14 protein-coding genes are annotated in these 19275 nt (G+C 39.6%); 10 read left to right on the forward strand and 4 right to left on the reverse strand.

All coding sequences use genetic code 11. From position 1 onward, the window contains the following. The first annotated feature begins 370 nt into the window (after positions 1–370). Positions 371–1321: an endonuclease domain-containing protein gene (locus BM380_RS03990; RefSeq protein WP_090493067.1), complete on the forward strand. Its 951-nt coding sequence runs from the start codon at positions 371–373 to the stop codon at positions 1319–1321. A gap of 1049 nt (positions 1322–2370) precedes the next feature. On the opposite strand, the gene BM380_RS04000 is transcribed toward BM380_RS03990, so the two are convergent. Next, on the reverse strand, positions 2371–3171 hold the full coding sequence (locus BM380_RS04000) for a chromosome partitioning protein ParA (RefSeq protein WP_090493071.1): 801 nt from the start codon (positions 3169–3171) through the stop codon (positions 2371–2373). 98 nt (positions 3172–3269) lie between these two features. On the opposite strand from BM380_RS04000, the gene BM380_RS04005 reads away from it, so the two are divergent. Beyond that, positions 3270–4163: a response regulator gene (locus BM380_RS04005; RefSeq protein WP_090493073.1), complete on the forward strand. Its 894-nt coding sequence runs from the start codon at positions 3270–3272 to the stop codon at positions 4161–4163. 644 nt (positions 4164–4807) lie between these two features. Here BM380_RS04005 and BM380_RS04010 read toward each other — a convergent pair. Together BM380_RS04010 and BM380_RS04015 are read right to left on the reverse strand one after the other, a co-directional pair. After that, positions 4808–6979, reverse strand: a complete 2172-nt coding sequence (locus BM380_RS04010; RefSeq protein WP_090493076.1) for a S46 family peptidase — start codon at positions 6977–6979, stop codon at positions 4808–4810. Positions 6980–7123: 144 nt separating this feature from the next. Then, positions 7124–8914 carry a M61 family metallopeptidase gene (locus BM380_RS04015; protein ID WP_090493078.1) on the reverse strand — a complete coding sequence of 597 codons (1791 nt, stop codon included), beginning with the start codon at positions 8912–8914 and terminating at the stop codon, positions 7124–7126. Between the two features lie 225 nt (positions 8915–9139). On the opposite strand from BM380_RS04015, the gene BM380_RS04020 reads away from it, so the two are divergent. From BM380_RS04020 to ilvN, 8 genes are all read left to right on the forward strand, one after another. Beyond that, positions 9140–10648, forward strand: a complete 1509-nt coding sequence (locus BM380_RS04020) for a GGDEF domain-containing protein (RefSeq protein ID WP_090493080.1) — start codon at positions 9140–9142, stop codon at positions 10646–10648. Between the two features lie 77 nt (positions 10649–10725). After that, complete coding sequence (gene ppnN, locus BM380_RS04025; RefSeq protein ID WP_090493082.1) at positions 10726–12069, forward strand: nucleotide 5'-monophosphate nucleosidase PpnN; 1344 nt, start codon at positions 10726–10728, stop codon at positions 12067–12069. Positions 12070–12077: 8 nt separating this feature from the next. Further along, positions 12078–12851, forward strand: a complete 774-nt coding sequence (gene xni / locus BM380_RS04030) for a flap endonuclease Xni (RefSeq protein WP_013463270.1) — start codon at positions 12078–12080, stop codon at positions 12849–12851. Positions 12852–12920: 69 nt separating this feature from the next. Then, positions 12921–13316, forward strand: a complete 396-nt coding sequence (locus BM380_RS04035; protein WP_024600863.1) for a DUF3192 domain-containing protein — start codon at positions 12921–12923, stop codon at positions 13314–13316. Then, complete coding sequence (locus tag BM380_RS04040; RefSeq protein ID WP_090493084.1) at positions 13316–14998, forward strand: hypothetical protein; 1683 nt, start codon at positions 13316–13318, stop codon at positions 14996–14998. Before BM380_RS04035 ends, BM380_RS04040 begins: the two co-directional genes overlap by 1 nt. 179 nt (positions 14999–15177) lie before the next feature. Next, positions 15178–16185 carry an isocitrate dehydrogenase gene (locus BM380_RS04045; protein WP_013463267.1) on the forward strand — a complete coding sequence of 336 codons (1008 nt, stop codon included), beginning with the start codon at positions 15178–15180 and terminating at the stop codon, positions 16183–16185. 461 nt (positions 16186–16646) lie between these two features. Further along, positions 16647–18371, forward strand: a complete 1725-nt coding sequence (locus BM380_RS04050) for an acetolactate synthase 3 large subunit (RefSeq protein WP_013463266.1) — start codon at positions 16647–16649, stop codon at positions 18369–18371. Beyond that, positions 18371–18871 (forward strand): acetolactate synthase small subunit, encoded by a 501-nt coding sequence (ilvN, locus tag BM380_RS04055; protein WP_013463265.1) that lies wholly within the window; start codon positions 18371–18373, stop codon positions 18869–18871. Before BM380_RS04050 ends, ilvN begins: the two co-directional genes overlap by 1 nt. Positions 18872–18936: 65 nt before the next feature. On the opposite strand, the gene BM380_RS04060 is transcribed toward ilvN, so the two are convergent. Then, entirely contained in the window at positions 18937–19212 is a 276-nt protein-coding gene (locus BM380_RS04060; RefSeq protein WP_008112559.1) for an HU family DNA-binding protein, read from the reverse strand. Between the last annotated feature and the right edge of the window lie 63 nt (positions 19213–19275).

Raw genomic sequence — 19275 nt, forward strand, 5'->3', positions numbered from 1 at the left:
GGACCAAAGTAGGGCGAACGAGTTAGCAGCTAGGTAGCTGCTTAAAATCAATTAGTTAACCTGCTTAACTGCTCAGGCTAGCGGCCTTTGTACGTGTAAAAAATATAATTGCTTATTAAGGCAAATTTAGGTGTAATGAATACATAATAAGCGCTGAGCAATGCAGGGAAAGCTTACATAACACTAGCTAAGCTGATTAAATCAGCTAGGAAAGTGAGAGCCTCCAAAAAGCAAATTCCCATAGCATAAACAACACCAACTCTGACACACCGAGCAGGTAGCGGCTCAGTCCAACAAGCGATTATGCAACACAAACAGCGTGTCGCATAAATACTAAAATGTTAGGCTCAACTCATAAATAGAGGTAGCAATGAAGTATCCAGGTCAACCTAAGTCTCCTCCAAGTTGGTATAGAGACAGAGGGCAGTCATATATTGAGAAGGAATTTAGTAAAGAGCTGGATGACTTAGCAAGTGCAATTGAAAGTGAACATTGGTTCGGAGACCAAGAGAAACATGGGCGATTCCGTGTTGATTTTATATTGAAAGATGCTCGACTAATAGTTGAGTTAGATGGGCACGAATATCATTCAACGAAAGAGCAGTTAGAAAAAGACGCCATACGGCAGCGTTACCTTTCACGAGCTGGCTATACCGTTATAAGGTTCACAGGGCGAGAGATAAACCGAAATCCTAAATCATGCGTTGCAGAAGTCAGAGAAATATACAAAGAGCGAATGCAAAGAGCACCGGCTAAGTACCGTGTAATGTACATCGACTATCCTTTTCTTTATAGAGAAACAGCTAAGGCTTTACGTTTCTTTAAAGAGCTCCATCCAAATCGATTATTAAAGCCTGTCGAAATTGATGAATTTATCCCTCATGCTATAGAATGGCTTCATGAGAAATCATTTATCACTGCGTTTGTCTTCCACCCACCTGAAGATGGGCATGAGATAAAGCATCTTGATGGTTCAACAAAGGATTATGAAAAAGGTGAAATTAGGATAAATACTGTTTCTGAAGAATGGTATACACTCGAGTTAGGTAACCATATGGAAAGTTTTTCGCACTTATTTGATGAGTTTATTTTAGTTGCGGATGATCCTGTTTATCTTAAACCTCTTCGTGCTGTCCTTCCTGAACAGCTAAGTGATAAGCAGCTGGGCACCCTTAATTTCCAATACTTGTCCAATGGGAAATTACTTCGGCATGGTAATGAGGAAACATCATTCATTGGTTATGACCTTGAGCGGGTTCTCTGGCAGAGAGTTTGGTACGCTATAGGTGCTTCAATGGGTTTAAGCTTATACGAAATGTAGAGCCTAACAATGTTGTCAACGCGGACAAAAACTTGTTGGCTGTTACGCTTCGCTTCACATTTTAGCCAACAATTTTTTGCCGGTTACAACGGCGTTAAAAGTACAAGGAAATTTATGAGTCTATGCCCTCGCTGTGAACATAAAATAGATGTTTTCAGCTTTTCTTTATCTGCATTTCCGTTTTACTTTAAATGTGCCAATTGTCAGACGAGATTGAAACTTATCAGCTCAAAATTATTCTGGGCTATATTTTTATTGTATTCGGCAGTCGTGTTTAGATTGATAATGTATATTCAGATTCTCAGTGAGTACGGTTTAGGCGTAATATTAGCCATATTAGGCTGGTTCTTTGTTTACTATAAATCGTCACCTTACATACTCAGCAAAGATAACGTTGCACTATATGGTAGTGACTAGCTAAAAACAGCTTTGTTTTATAACTTCCTCTAAAAGCGCAGCGCCTCTTAGCCCTCTTTGTGCATAAATCACTAAAAGACCTTATTTAACAAAGAGAAGTGGATGGGAGGCTTCGGGCTACGAGGCGCGAGTAAAATGCTAATGCCCATAAATACGCGATATGAAATCGCTGCTACGAAAGACATTTACTGATAAAAACAATTTTTGCACCACAGAGAATCTCGAGGCGCTTTGCGCTACACAGAGGTGGATTGATATCTTTTAAGCATTTCTCTGTGAACTCTGTGTCCTCGGTGGTAAATACTTATTTAGGCTTAACTCTGGCTCGATATGATATCGCTGCTACAAAAGACATTTACTGTAAAAAACAGTTTTTTCACCACAGAGAATCCCGAGGCGCTTTGCGCTGCACAGAGATGGATTCATATCTTTTAAGTATTTCTCTGTGAACTCTGTGTTCTCGGTGGTAAATACTTATTTAGGCTTAACTCTGGCGCAATGTGAAATCGCTTCTACAGGGCAATATATGGCTTTTTTTACGTTAACTAAAAGGTCTTATTCTACAAAGAGAAGTGAATAAGCAGAAAACACAGCTATAACGTGTACTGGCTCATACTAAAAAAAGATGTTGGCTAACTTGGCTTTTGGCTATTTTTCATCATTTCTAAATAGCGTCCTTCAATGAATTTTTTCTCTTTTGTAAGGTGTTTAAGTGCGTACTGAGTTTTTTCTAGCTCTTGCTTGAGTGTGTCTAACTCCTCACTACTTTCTGGCCCGTCTGTTTGTAACTGCAATTGCTGTAGTAGTTGGTCTTGCTCTGCAATTTGCCTTTTATATTCGTTTAAAGTGTTAAGTAGTCTTGTTTGATCGGGCGTTGAGGATGTATCTGTGCTTGATGTTTTATCACTATTTTCGCTTGCGGTTTTAAGCGCTTCATAATCTGCTTGTAGCTGGTCTTTTTCTTCTTGAAGCACAGTCACTGCATCATATTGTGCATAGAGCTTTTGACGGGTAACTTTTAATTTTTCAACACTTTTATCGAGATCTCCTTTAAGTTTGCGAATTAACTGATGCGAGCGTTTTAATTTTTTATTGAGATCATCGATTAGCTGTTGTTCTTTTTCGGTAACATGATCTTTGGTTGATGAAGTAACCTCTGTTAATTGTTGTTGTAACAGCATTTGTACACTGATTAACTCAGCAATAGTTTTTCGATTATCGTTAACATAGCTCATGGCATTTTCAACAGACTCTCTGCACATAGCTAACGTCGCATCATCCATTGTGCCGTTACTTTTAACCATACTCAACGCAAAAGCCCTAAACTCTCTGAGTATCAGTAAAAGAATATAAAACCACGCGGCTAAAATAAGTAGCCCAAAATTTATAGCAATATAATGATAAACCTCTGGCGGAAAAACGGCATATGGCATTATTAAATTATCTTAAATTAAGTGTTTATTTACTAGAGTTTAGCGCTGTGAAAAAAATCTGCCATAATAACAACAACATTTAAAAAAAAGTAACATGCGTGAAAATACTTATCGTGGATGATAGCCAAGCAACACTCGAAATAGTACGCCGAGGGTTGGAGAAATTTGGCTATCGAAAGTTATTAATAGAAAAAGCCAACAATGCTAAATCTGCGTTAACGCTGATTGGTAGTTGGCACCCCGATATTGTCCTTACAGACTGGCATATGCCTGATATGTGTGGAGTTACGCTACTACGTGCAATTAAACAAAGACAACTTAATATAATAGTGGCAATGCTGACCACTGTTGATGAAAAGTCTCAAATTGAGGAAGCTATTAGCTTTGGTGCATCTTTTGTATTATCAAAGCCTTTCACCGACGCGCAACTACACGATAAATTATTGCCTTTAGTGCAGCTTGTTGAAAATAACGAAATCATCCCTGATGAAATTGAATTAAACAGTGATTTAGCGTTACCAAAACTGTCGCAATTAGAACGTTTGTTTCATAAACATATAAGTCAGTCCTTAATCGTAAACACGATTCAACCGCAGGTATTTGATGAGTCTAAAGTCCCCTGCGTCATGGCTGTTTATGAGGATCCAAAAAGTCAAAAAGTACGTGCCATTGCCATACTTGATATTTATGCTGCCTGCGTAATGGCAAGTGGCTATAGTAGCTTGTCGGCTGAAGATATTAGTAACTCAATAATATCGGGCGTTGTAACGAATACAGCATTAAGCGCATGTAAAAAAGCGTTAACGGAAACGGCTTTTGCCTTTTTAGATAAGCGAACGCGAGTCAGTTTACAAATCAAAACAGTCAAAGTGATTACCACGCCTTTTCGTAAGCTCACTTTGCTATATAAAACGCCTGCAGAAAAGCGCATTGATTTTAGTTGTCAGCTTGAAGGGATGGCACAAGGTAAAATCATGTTGGTTGGCATTTAGTAAATTAAACGCACGTATTTACCATTATTAAAAAGTTTATATTTAAAAACACCCTGCTCCTACAAAAGCGCAGCGTCTCTGCACCCTCATGGTAAATCAATCACTGAAGGAGCTTATTACACAAAGAGAAGTGAATGAGCAGCAAATGAGAAACCAAAACCACCAAACAACCTTGTTTTATATCTTCCTCTAAAAGCGCAGCGTCTTCTCGCCCTCTTTGTTCATAAATCACTTAAAGACCTTATTTAACAAAGAGAAGTGAGAACTACGAGGCGCGAGTAAAATGCTAATGTCCATAAATACGCGATATGAAATCGCTGCTACGAAAGACATTTACTGATAAAAACAATTTTTGCACCACAGAGAATTCCGAGGCGCTTTGCGCTGCACAGAGATGGATTGATATCTTTTAAGCATTTCTCTGTGAACTCTGTGTCCTCGGTGGTAAATGCTTATTTAGGCTTAACTCTGACGCGATATAAAATCGCTGCTACTAAAGATACTTACTGCTAAAAACAAATTAGCTTCCCCCGTAGCCCGTAGCCCAAAGCCCGTACCCTAAGTTAAATTAATCGCCGAAAATGTTTAAACAAAAAAGGCGCTTCCGATTAAGGTAAGCGCCTGTTTGTTATTTTAACTGCTTCTTATTTTACGATTTTCATTTCGTCTAATAAGTTTTGGGCGTTATCTACTTTATCCATAACCCAAAGCATGTAACGTGAATCTACATGGATTGAGCGATTTAGTTCTGGGTTATAATCCCAATCACCAATAATGCTTTCGTACACACCGTCAAACAGTAAACCCACCAGCTCAGCTTTACCATTTAGTGTTGGTGAACCTGAGTTACCGCCAGTTGTGTCTACGTTTGATAAAAAGTTAACCGGTACGGTATTCATGCCACCTGTGTAATCACCATAAAGCTTCGCTTTAATTTGCTCTTGCAGCTTTTTAGGCGCATTAAATGGGTCAACATCGGTGTTTTTAGCCAGTAACCCTTCAAGTGAGGTAAACGGCGTGGCCACTAAACCATCTTGCGGAGAATACCCGCCTACCGTGCCGTAAGTTACACGTAATGTGCTGTTTGCATCGGCGTAAACCGGTTTGTTTTGCGCTTTATTAAAGGCAATAATCGCACTCATTAACTCTGGGCGAGCGGCTTGTAACTTACCTGCAAGGGCTTTTGACTTATCTTCCTCATCTTTCATTACCGTGAATATGGCTTTTGCATATTGCATGAATGGGTCTTGGCTTTGGTTTAATTGGCTAAGCGTTTGCTCAAATAATGAATTACGTACAATTTCGTTATCAAGCGTTGATTTAGCGTACATTTCATCAAGTAATGCACTTTGTTTTGCTTTATCAAACCCATTTTCTAAAGCAAAGGCTTTATCAATTTCACTAAAACGCTCTGCTTTAGGTAATGCTGCATATTGCTCTAAAAAGTGCAGTAATATGGCTTTATCTACGTTTGCGTCAAAGCGACGTGACATACGCTCTAAACCCGATTTAATACGCGGTAAATCACGTTCTTGATAACCCGATTCACGCTCGCTATTTGGCTTTTGTTTTTCATAAGCTAAACGGTATAAACGACGTGCCGTGCTGATCATTTGTGAACGGTGAACATAGCCTACCATACGGTCGCGCTCACTGTGCTCTTGCGATTGTGCAACAAGTGCTGATAACTCATTAAGTACGTTACCGTAGCGCTGTTTACGTTCGCTATCGCTGTTTATCCAGCTTGTAAGTTCTTGTTCAAACTGCTTTTTACGCTCAAACATGGTGCCTTTTTTAAAGCTTTCGATCATCGAGCCATAGTTTTTAATGTAGTTGTTATAACCAGCTATGGTGCTTTCGTAAGCAATACGCGCTTTGCTGCCATCTTCTGAGTTTTCTTCAATTAATGACACGTATTTAGTATTGTGGATGCGCGCTTTAGGGTAGCTGTCGTTAAATACATAATCGACCTCTGCCGCAATACGGTAACGATTGGTTCGTCCTGGATAGCCAGTAACCATGACAAAATCACCCTCTTGCACGCCTTTAGCACTTACACTTAAGTAAGACTCAGGCACGTACGGTACGTTGTCTTCGCTGTATTCTGCTGGTTTGCCGTCTTTACCTACATAGGCGCGGTAAAAACCAAAATCGCCTGTGTGACGCGGCCACATCCAGTTATCGATATCGCCACCGTATTTACCTACGCCCATAGCAGGTGCATACGCTAAACGTACATCTTTAATTTCCAGCGATTTAATAAGGTAAAACTCTAAACCACCATGAAACGAATATACATTACAACGGTAGCTTTCATCAGCTTCACACTCTGCAACGAGGGCTTTTTGATTTTTTTCTAACGCATCGTAGCGTGCTTTTGCACTTAGCTCGTTAGTGCCGCTAATTACTTTATCAGTCACGTTGGTCACTGTTTCTGTAACGTACACACGTGAACCTGGCGCAGCAGGTAAATCTTCAGCCGGTGTTTTTGCTAAAAAGCCGTTTTCAAGTATGTTGTTTTCAGGCGTTGAATTATATTGCACTGAGCCATAAATACAGTGATGGTTAGTAACAACTAAGCCCTTTGGCGAAACAAACGAGGCTGTACATCCGCCTAAGCTAATAACCGCATTCATTGGAAATTCGGTTAATTTTGAAATTGAATCAACACTGATTTCAAGGCCTTTGGCTTTTAAAATTGATTCCAGCTCTGGTAGCTGATGAGGTTGCCACATACCTTCATCGGCATTGGCCGCAGAAGAAAGTGCCAGTGAACAGGTTGCTACCAAAGTGGCAACAAGAGGTTTTAAACGCATTATAGAATCCCTTTTATTATTGAACCTGCAGATTACTCATTAAGTATGAGTAAGGTCAACTACGCTGAGATAAATTGTTACAATATAGCGCCCAATAAACAAAAAAGGAGCTAAGCTCCTTTTTAAACAAAATGATAAACGATGTTAGTCGTCTTTTTTCACATCATTTGGATGCGCTACACCCATCCATGCTTTAAATAATGCTTTTTGCTCATCAGTGGCATTTTTATTCGCAACCACTTTTTTAGGTTTGTCGAAGTCTTCAGACAACACAAGCTCAGTCGACATTAAGGCATCACGACGAATAAAATCAACAGTGACTTTATCGCCTGCTTTAAAGGTTTCTAGGCTGGCTGTTAAGTCTTTACCTACATGCTTTTTATTAATAGCGACGAGTTTATCGTCGGTGGTTAAGCCGCCTTGCCATGCTGCACCATCGCGGCGTACATGGGTAAGCGTAAGTAACTCGCCAGTATTTTTAGTAAATGCATCTAAGCTTGGTGTGGCCTTGGCTTTTTCTGGTAACTCAAAGCTTAAACCTACTTTTGCTAGCAGTGCATCAAAATCAAGGTTGGCTGGTGAGCTAACATTTGCCTGCCACCACGCGCTGTAATCACGCCCTGATAGTTGTTTTAAAATAGCCAGTACGTCTTGCTCAGTAAACCCTGCCGGTAATTTATGCTGTTTATAAAGCGCTTTATGTACATCTCTGTAGCTAATTTTACCTTGGCTATTTTCAAGTAGATCGATATCTAACGCCATCGACAATAATGAACCTTCAAGATAAATATTAGTGCTGTAGTTACGTGCGTGATCGCCGCCTTGGTTTATCCATTTATCAAAACTGGTTTCGCTGGCACTTTGCACTTCACGCCCAGGGGTAGTGAGGTGGCGGTTAATGGTTTTGCTTAATACTTTAAAAAACTCATCGTTAGTTTGAATACCCGAACGCACTAATAAATGATCTTCAAAATAGCTGGTAGAGCCCTCTGCTATCCAAAGCAATTTTGAGTAATTAATATTAGTGTAGTCATATGGCGCAAGCCCTTTAGGACGGTACGCTTTTACATTCCAAGTATGAATAAACTCATGAGCTGCAGTACTTATAAAACCTAAATAGTCTTCACGTTTAGCAAAGCGGTCGCGTGGGCGCTGAATAATCGTTGAGTTTAAGTGCTCAGTTGCCCCGCTTGCGCCTGATGTAGCATGTACCATAAATACATAGCGTTCATACGGGTAGTTGTCCCAAATGACATTGCCGGTAGCCACTAGCTTTTTCAAATCGGTTAGCATCAGTTCAATATCGTAATTGCCCTCACCCCATACCACCAGTTCGTACTCACGGCCATCAACTTCAAAAGTACGTAGCTCGTTAATACCGGTTTCGATTGGCGAATCAACTAATACATCGTAGTCACTGGCTTTAAAGCTGTGCTTATTTTTATAATTTTCCATGCCTGACACAGAGCGCCATGCTTTAGGGACGTTTAATTCAACCGTTACTGGCTCTTGGCGAAATGATTCGCTAAACATAAAAAAGCCTGATGCATCAATAAAGGCATGGCTGTCGTCTATATGGCGGGCGCGCTTACCTAGCTCATTGGCATACACTTGGTAATCTATATTTACTTCAGTGGGTTCACTTAAATGAACGCGCCATGTGCTGTGGTCAATCTTTTCCCACTTTAATGCATTACCTTCATCATCACTGGCTTTAAAATAGCGAACGCCATTGGCAAGATTTAAAATTTCATAACGACCAGTGCGCCATGCTGGAAGTTTCACATCTAAGAAAGACTGCGCCGTTTTAGGAAATTCTACGTTCACATCACCTAAATGATGCTCTGGCTGAGAAATGTTTAAAGCGTAATTAACGTCGGCAAATACCGGTGCTGAACAGGCAGCTAAAATTGATAAGGCAAGTAGCTTTTTCATAAAGGCTCTTTTTTATATAACGTATTGTTGTGCCAAGGTTAACAAGACCCATTTTAAAAGTGAATTAAAAGCGATAAATACACTTATATTTAAGATCGTTCGTATTTTGTTGCTAAAAACATTAAGTTTTTGATCTCATACCTACTATTAATATGTTTTTGTTGTAAACTAAACCAATAAAGGTATTAAAATAATGGTGTGTAGGTGTCTAGGAGCTCCAATACGGTGGAACAAAAACTAAAACAAGCAATTGACAGTAGAAAAGTAATAGAAAGCGCTCGTAAACATCAAGTTGACACCCTTTCTAACTTTGCGGCTAAATTATCTTTAAGCTGTAAAGGACTTGATATTGAGCTTGATAACCGCCTAGCAAAGTTCCGTAGCGCATTAAACAAAGGAATGGATTTTGAAGACTTCTCTCCTTTGGTAGATGATATTTTGGCCTTGCTAAAAAATCAGGAAGCGATTCAACTAGCGCATCAACGCGACCTGTTAACCAGCGTACAAAATGCAGGAAAACAGTTACAACAAACGAAAGGCCTGCCTGACGAAACCCGCAGAACGCTGCGCCACTTACTCGATAACGAGCTAGACGATATACAATCGGTGCATGGGTTTATCCCAATATTAAACCAATTGATCACCTTTTATCATCAAGCTTTAATTGCTAAAAGCAATAATACCTTTGAACCACCCAATCTAAGTGTGCTCACTGAAAAGCTGTTTAAATTAGTTAGTGAGCTCGTACTAGAAGAAGAAGCCAACGAATCACTGTATTTAATAAAAAAACGCATTGCTAAAAATAAAGCCGTTGACCAGTTACTTGATGCCGCAATAGATGTGATTACTTTAATTGTTAAAAGTATTCACGTTGAACGTGAATCAGCGCAAAGCTTTTTAGCTTCATTAAACCAAACACTTGAAGAGCTGCATCGCTCATTGGTATCAACCAGTGAACACTCTGAATCAATGAATGTTGAATTTGACTCAATAAATCAACGCATTGGTGAAAAGCTAGAAAGTTTAAATACACAAACAAAAAATGCGACCTCAATCACAGCGTTAAAGCAGCTAGTTGAAAACGAGTTACGCTCACTCAGTGCAGATATTTTAGAAAAAGAGCAACTCGAACAAAAAGATCGCAGAATTTTAGTTGCCAGCTTTACACAAATAAATGAAAGAATTAATAGCTTAGAAAATAAAGTCAGTAACTATAAAAAACGTTTAAATGAGCAACGATTTAAAAGCTTACTCGACAGCCTGACAAAACTGCCTAATCGCGCGGCATTTGATGAGCGTTACAACCACGAAATTAATTTATTTAACGAACAACCGTCAGACATAACGCTAGTTGTTATAGACGTCGACCATTTTAAATCAATCAACGATCGATTTGGCCATACTGCGGGCGATATTACTTTACAAGTTATTGCCAAAGCGCTGCAAAAGTCGATTAGGCAATCAGACTTTATTGCACGCTATGGCGGCGAAGAGTTTGTGCTATTAATGCCACGCACTTCACTTGAAAACGCGACAGCGCACCTCAATAAATTAAGACAGTCTATTAAAAAGATACCGTTTAAATTTAAAGACAAACAAATTGAAATTACTGTTTCGCTAGGCGCAACCCAATTTAAAGAGGGTGATACCCCTCTAAAAGCATTTGATAGAGCCGATCAAGCTTTATACGATGCTAAAAATTCAGGCCGGGATCGTCTGTGCATTAGTAAATAGTGTTATGCATTTCTACCTTTGAGTACAAGGCATAATTACGCAGTAAATTTACCCAAGAAGTATCAAGGAGAATGCCGATGCTAATACAGTTAAACCCAACAGGGGTATTAGATTTATTATCGCAGCTAGAAGTAGACCTACTAGAACAGTCATCAACAAGCGAACGCTACAGGTTATTCAGAAATTGTGTTTTAGCTGTGCTTAATGTAGGTAGCCATACCGATGTAAGTAACGATATATACGAAAAACATAAAGACTTTGATATTCGTTTGGTAAGCCGTGAACGCGGTATTAAAATTGAATTAGAGAACCCGCCGCAAACGGCCTTCGTTGACGGCCACATAGTCACCGGCATACATGAGCACATATTTTCGGTTATTCGCGATATCTTATTTATTTGCCAAAAGTATGAAAAAAATCTCCAAGAAACTAAAGCCATTACCCACATGGTTTTTGACATGCTTAGAAATGCCGACGCTCTTAAAGTAAATAGTGAACCTAACATGATTGTATGCTGGGGCGGCCACTCTATTAACGAAATAGAATATAAATACACTAAACAAGTAGGTTACGAATTAGGCTTACGCGGGTTAAATATTTGTACTGGCTGTGGGCCTGGTGCAATGAAAGGCCCGATGAAAGGCGCCACTATTGGTCATGCCAAACAACGTATAACTAACAACCGTTATTTAGGTTTAACTGAGCCCAGTATTATTGCAGCTGAGCCACCTAACCCAATTGTGAATGAACTGGTTATTTTACCCGATATTGAAAAGCGACTTGAGGCCTTTGTTCGCACCGCTCATGCCATTATTATTTTTCCTGGTGGTGCAGGCACAGCTGAAGAACTATTGTATCTATTAGGCATTTTGTTGCACCCTGAAAACGAAAAGCAATGTTTACCTGTTATTCTTACCGGTCCAAAACAAAGTGAAGCTTACTTTGAGGAGCTGTGTCAATTCATTCAAATGACTTTAGGCGATGCAGCCCTAGATAAATTTGAAGTGATTATTGATGATCCTCAATTAGTAAGCCAAAAGTTAAAGTCGGCAATGAATGGTGTACGCGAATACCGTAAAAGCCAAGGGGATGCATATTACTTTAACTGGACCTTGAAAATAAACAGTGATTTTCAGCAACCTTTTTACCCCTCTCATGAGGCTATGGCGTCGCTTGATTTACACCTTGATCAACCCAAACAACAGTTAGCGGCTAATTTACGCCGTGCGTTTTCGGGAATAGTGGCGGGAAATGTAAAAGAAGAAGGTTTAAATGCGATTAAAAAAGACGGCCCGTATGTCCTCAGTGGCGAGCCTGATTTAATGAAAGCAATGGACACACTTTTACAAGCGTTTGTAGAACAAGGTAGAATGAAGCTCCCTGGCAGTAAGTATATTCCTTGTTATACAATAAAAGCGTGAGTTTATAATTGAATCCCCATTTACTTCTTATTGATGCGCTTAATTTAATTAGGCGCATCTATGCTGTTGATGCTAACCAAACGCATCACAGCGACGAACATATGTTAAAAGCATGCTGCGCTCGAGTAGCACATGCCTGCAAAAAACTCATAACAACCACTAATGCAACCCATGCAATTGCTGTATTTGATGGCGATAAAAGTTGGCGCTATCACTTTTACAAAGATTACAAACATTCGCGCGCCCCGATGCCACAAACGTTAAAAGAAGCCTTGCCACATTTTAAAGCGGCCATTGAAGAAACCGGCATTGTGGTATTTGAGCCGACTAACGATGAAGCCGATGACATTATTGCAACATTAGCCCATAAAGCCGCCAACAATCAGATAAATAACACTATTGTCTCTACCGATAAAGGGTTTTTACCGCATTTAAATGAGCAAATTGAAGTGTATGATTACTTTAAAAAACAACAGCTCACACAGCAGCATATCCAAGAACGTTTTGGCGTGGCACAACACAAACTCATAGACTTTTGGGCTCTGGCAGGAGACAAAACCAATGACATTCCAGGTGTTAAAGGCATTGGTGTTAAATCGGCGCAACAATTGGTGAATCAGTACAACACTCTCGAAGAGGCATTAAGCGATGAATCATTAAGTGCGCGCTTACAAAAAAAGCTTGCTGATGATATGGATATGTTTGTTATTTCTAAACAACTGGTGAGTTTGCGTACTGATATCCACTTAGGCTTTAGTTTAAAGCAGTTAAGGCTTAATTAGTCGCAAGTTAATGGCACTGAACGATCGCAATACGTATACTAGTAATAGTTATATTGGTCTGGGTAGGCAATGTTTAAAAAGTTTTTTAGGTATTTGATATTGGGATTAGGTTTATATGCACTGATAGCCACGTCGGTTATTATGTTTTATAAAGACGATCCACAAGCAATGATTTGGCAAGACCGCGAAGCATTCAATAAACGCTATATTGAAAAACTGCGCTTAGAAGATGCTTTTACGCTAAATGCTGTGCTTGAATATTTAGGCAGCCCAGATTTAACCTACGCCAAGCGCGATGGTGAACAGGTGTGGCAAGTTATATTTTATCGTACACAACATAAAACCTCGGATGGCATTACCACCATGGATGAATGTACCGGGTTATTATTTAAAAACGGCCAACTAATAATGTGGGGCCCAAGTGCTTATGAAAAATACCTTGAGCAAAATGATGGAACAATTTAATGGAAGCACCACTGTCGGGTAACCTAAAAAAGCTACTCGAAAGCACACAGTTGCTTTTAAGTTCACATAATAATAAAAACCAGTGGCATACTTTTTACCCGATTGTTTGTAAACTTGCAGAGCAATACGCATCGTTATATAAACAAAACCCAGCAGCGTTACAAGCTCAGCTCAATTTGTATAAAACACACTATAGCTTTGCAACCAATTTAGTGGTTAATCAATGTGTTTTAACCTGTGCATTAAGTGCTAGCCAAAATTACGATAAACACTTAACAGAGCTTTATATCAGTGCCTCATTGGTGGAACACCTTTGTGTTGCTAATCAGTTGAATAAACTAGCCCAACAGCAAGCATTTACTAATACCGACACTAAAATGTGGCAGTTACGCCATAAACTCGCTGCCAAAGTGATATTGACATCACAACAACCAGCACATCAAATTGCCCATATTTTAGCTAAACTAGCCAAATACAAACACGCATTATTAAACACGCCTAAAGTCATGCTTTATGACGGAGCCAGTGTATTGGTTGCTTTGGCAAATATTTTGGCGCTTAACGTAACCTGCAACGCAAAACAGCAGCATATTAGTTTTTATAAAGCCGTAGCTGATTTATACATAAGAACTCCCAACTCATTCGCACAGAGGCTATTAAAAGACTTAGTGGCACACGTTGGACAATATGTACCAGGTAGCCAAGTAGTTTATGCTGACCAAACAATGATTTATTTGGCTACAGATTCGGCAGGCCGTCATATTATCGTTAATAATGCCAATACAAAAATGGCCTGGTATCGAATAAAAGCATCATTAGAGGATGGCTTAAAGGCATGGCCGTGTAATGACGATCGCTTGTTTTTAAAAGTTTGGGACAGTGAATACCTGCATATTGTTCATAAGAGTGACAATACACAGTCCTCTTTGTACGAATTAGTTAAACAAATAAAAAACCAACAAGAGTACAATTACAAAGCATTAAATACATTACTTACCCCTTATCCTAATGTTATAAAATCAGTGTGCCATGCAGTAAAACAGTATAATAAAGAGCTGCAGCCGGCAAAAGATTTAAGGCATAGCTTGTCTATGGTAGGTTACGATAAGGCCCCTGCGATTATTCAAGGCATGGTTTTCGAGCAGTTAGTAAATAGTATTGCCCATCCTTTACATACATTTTTGTGTACCCGCATGGGTTGTTTAGTCAACATTGTAGAGCTGTTAGTAAAACACGATAAAAATTTGCAAAGTGAACGCATTAGTTTGAGCCTATATGCCTATTTATATTATCTATTAATTAATTACAGCCCAGAAGTTTCTAGAAAAATCACCCTAGACCAAACACCGAATAAATCCTTAGATACGCCAATATGCACATTTTTTGGCATAAACAATGTTGATACCCCTCATTTAACTAATGAGCTTAATGAATTACTTAGTAGCGACCCTTGGGCAATAGCGTTATTAAAAGCTGAAACATTGCCTAAAAAGCAGCTCGATGATAGCGCTAAGTTGTGGGCAGCTTTGAAAGTTGTAGCCCAGCGCGTACTTAAACCTAACCAGCCATTAACAGCATGGCAACAGCAGATATTAAATCAACAACTCACCCGCCATGGCTGGAAAAGTGAGGCCATTTTTTATCAATCCCTGCAGCAATTAGGTCTGCACAATAGTATTTAGCTGACTTATTATCACTATAAATTAAAGTTATACCCTGTATTTGCAGTATAAACTGGCAAAATGTTCAATAAATTGGTATAAATGCCGGCTTAAATTTAGCACCCCTGTCATATAAGTAGTCTAAACTCTGTGAGTATTTTTTATTTATGTGTGTATCCAAATCTTTAAAGGAAAAGTTCATGGCCAAACAAACCATAACAGTGATCAAAGGCGACGGCATCGGCCCAAGCATTATCGACTCAGCACTTGAAATACTAAAAGCCGCAGGATGCGATTTTGATTATGAATTTGTTGACGCTGGCCTCGCTGCGCTTGAAAAAACGGGCGAATTGCTTCCACAAGAAACAATTGACACGATTGCTAAAAATAAAATCACTTTAAAAGGTCCATTAACGACCCCTGTAGGCGAAGGCTTTACATCAATCAATGTAACACTTCGTAAGCAGTTTGGTTTATACGCTAATGTTCGTCCTGTGAAGTCGTTCGCAGGTACTAAAGCACGTTACGATGACATTGATATTATTACTGTTCGTGAAAATACCCAAGGTATGTATTCAGGTGCAGGTCAAGTAGTGAGTGCTGATGGCAACGAAGCTGAGGCAATGTCTGTGATCACCCGTGAAGGCGCTGAAAAAATCGTTACTTTTGCATACGAGCTAGCTGTACGCGAAGGCCGTAAAAAAGTAACCGCTGTTCATAAAGCAAATATTTTAAAATCAACATCGGGTTTGTTCTTAAAAGTTGCTCGTGAAGTGGCTGAACGTTACCCTGAGATTGAATCAACTGAAATGATTGTTGATGCAACCTGTATGAAACTAGTAATGACACCGGAAGAGTTTGACGTAATTGTAACGACTAACCTATTCGGCGATATTTTATCTGATTTATGTGCTGGTTTAGTTGGTGGTTTAGGCATGGCGCCTGGTGCTAACATTGGTGAAGATGCGGCTATCTTTGAAGCTGTTCACGGTAGCGCACCTGATATTGCAGGTAAAAACCTAGCAAACCCTACGTCAGTTATTTTAGCGTCTATTCAAATGCTAGAGCATTTAAATATGGGCGATACGGCAGAGCGCATTCGTAGCGCAGTGGCTGATGTAATTAAATCAGGCGACCGTACTACTCGCGATTTAGGCGGCAGCCATGGTACAACTGACTTCACTCAGTCAGTAATCGACCGTCTGTAACAGTATAATTGAATTATAAAGCCAACATCTGTTGGCTTTTTTTATGCCTGCTCAAAACCGCTTGTATCACTTTAATGTAATTAATGTGTATTTAAGCCCCCTACTCCTTAAAATTAAAAATGCATAATTTCTGCTTTTAATGTGAGAATACTTTACAACAATTAGAATTTAAGATTAAAAAAGATATAAAAATGAATTTTTAATCCAAAAACGTTAGTTTTGGGTTGACATGAGCGCGCAAAAGCCTTAAAAATAACCACATACAAAAATTGTAATTTAAACAGCATTTTATTTTAAAGAGCAAAACATCATGAACACACAATTTCGTCTTTTAGTCTTACTCGTACTGGTCTTAGTGATAAGCCCAGCGGGGATGTATTAAAAGGTGAAACATGCTTTTTAAAACCCTCGCACTACGCGGGGGTTTTTTTTTGCATAAATCAGTCAACAGAGGAATGAGGATGAGTAAACAAGAATATAATGGCTCTGAATTGGTTGTTAAGTCATTAAAAGAGTTAAACGTTAAGTATATATTCGGTTACCCCGGTGGCTCAGTATTAGACTTATATGATGCGCTATTTCAGCAAGATGATATTGAACATATTTTAGTCCGTCACGAACAGGCCGCCACACACATGGCCGATGGTTACGCAAGAGCAACCGGTGAAGTCGGTGTTGTACTTGCCACTTCTGGACCAGGGGCAACAAACTGTGTAACAGGCATAGCAACTGCGTATATGGATTCTATTCCGATGGTGGTGTTATCAGGTCAAGTGCCAACCAACTTAATTGGCGATGACGCGTTTCAAGAAACGGATATTGTTGGCTGCTCTCGCCCGATTGTAAAGCATAGCTTTAATTGTAGAAGCGCTAGTGAAATCCCCAATATTCTTGCTAAAGCCTTTTATATTGCCAGCTCAGGTCGCCCAGGCCCAGTTGTCGTTGAACTTCCTAAAGACATGCTTAACCCTGAGCTAACCTTTGCTTACAACTTTCCAGCGGCAACAGAACTCAGAACCTACAACCCTAATACCAAGGGTCACTCTAAACAAATTCGTAAGGCCGTTACTGCTATTTTAGAAGCGAAAAAGCTGGTTATTTATTCTGGTGGCGGAATTGTGCTTTCAAATACATCAGAACAACTAACCCATTTAGTCGAATCGCTTAATGCCCCTATTACCAATACCCTAATGGGACTAGGCGGTATATCAGGCATTCACCCTAACTTTATTGGTATGTTGGGTATGCACGGTACATTAGAAGCAAATAAAGCCATGGCCAATGCTGATGTTATTTTAGCCCTTGGCGCACGATTCGATGATCGGGTTACCAATAACGTACAAAAGTTTTGCCCTAATGCCACTATCGTGCATGTAGATGTCGATCCGACTTCAATTTCCAAAACCATAAAAGCACATATTCCGGTTGTTGGCTGTTTAGCCACGGTACTTGAACAGTTACAAACTGCTATAGATAAAAGCCCAATAAAAATAGACCGCAGTGCACAAGAAGATTGGTGGCGACAAGTGATCAGTTGGCGCGAACAAAAATGCTTAAACTACAATACCGATGGCGATAAAATTAAACCTCAAGCAGTTATAGAGGCTATTTATAAAGCGACTAATGGTGATGCTTATGTCAGTTCAGATGTGGGCCAACACCAAATGTTTGCAGCGCAGTATTATCCATTTAAGCACCCTCGTCAGTGGATCAACTCAGGCGGCTTGGGCACCATGGGCTTTGGTTTACCGGCTGCAATGGGGGTTAAGCTCGCCTTTCCTGATAAAGAGTCTTTATGTGTGACTGGCGACGGCTCTATTCAAATGAACATTCAAGAGCTTTCTACCTGTTTACAATACAACTTAGCGGTAAAAGTGATCTCGTTAAATAACCGTTCACTAGGTATGGTTAGACAATGGCAAGATATGATTTATGGCGGCAGACACTCCTCTTCCTATATGGAATCACTTCCTGACTTTGTAAAACTTGTAGAAAGTTACGGCCATGTAGGAATACGAGTCAATACACTGGATGAATTACAGCCGGCAATAGACAAAGCCATGTCGATAACCGATAGATTAGTGTTTTTAGATATTTTAGTAGACGAAAAAGAACATGTTTACCCGATGCAAATTAAGCACGGTGGCATAGATGAGATGTGGTTAAGAAAAGGAGTAAAGGCATAATGCGTCGTATATTATCTATATTATTAGAAAATGAACCCGGTGCGTTATCACGTATAGTGGGGCTTTTTTCTCAACGAGCTTACAATATTGATAGTTTAACTGTTGGAACCACTGATGATGAGTCACTCTCGCGTATTACTGTCACCACTAAAGGCGATGATAGAATTGTTGAGCAAATCACCAAACAGGTAAATAAACTGGTCGATGTACTTAAGGTGATTGATTTAACCGAAATGAGCCACATAGAGCGCGAACTGTTACTAGTAAAAGTATTTGCTCAAGATGAAGCTACGCGAGCTGCTGTAACGCGGGTTGTAGATGTATTTCAGGGCGCTATTTTAGATATGGGGCGTCAAAGTTACAGCCTACAATTGGTAAGCAGCACCGATAAAATAGAGTCGTTTTTAGATACCTTACGTCATGAAACAGACATTATAGAAGTGGTTCGCTCTGGCGCGGTCGGCATTGGTCGCGGAGATAAGGCGCTTAAAGCTAAATAAGCGTTAAATTTACGGCAAAAAAAAAGGGCTTAATAGCCCTTTTATTATTTTTATAAACCTAAACCTTATAGGTTTACTTGGTCTTTAAGACCTTTACCTGGTTTAAAGCTTGGAATAGTCGCTGCTGAAATTTGGATTTCTGCACCTGTTTGTGGGTTACGACCTGTGCGAGCAGCACGTTCTTTAACTGAAAAAGTACCAAAACCAACTAATGCAACAGAGTTGCCTTCTTTTAGTGAAGAAGTTACAGCGCCTGTGAATGCATCAAGTGCACGTGTAGCGGCTGCTTTAGAGATTTCTGCGTCAGTAGAGATTTTTTCAACTAGTTGAGCTTTGTTCATTATTAGATTCCTATTCGTTATTATTTTGCCTTCGCAAATCCTATCTTTATGCATTTTCGAAGA

It is taken from the genome of Pseudoalteromonas sp. DSM 26666 (genome assembly GCF_900116475.1).
Taxonomy (GTDB): domain Bacteria; phylum Pseudomonadota; class Gammaproteobacteria; order Enterobacterales; family Alteromonadaceae; genus Pseudoalteromonas; species Pseudoalteromonas tetraodonis.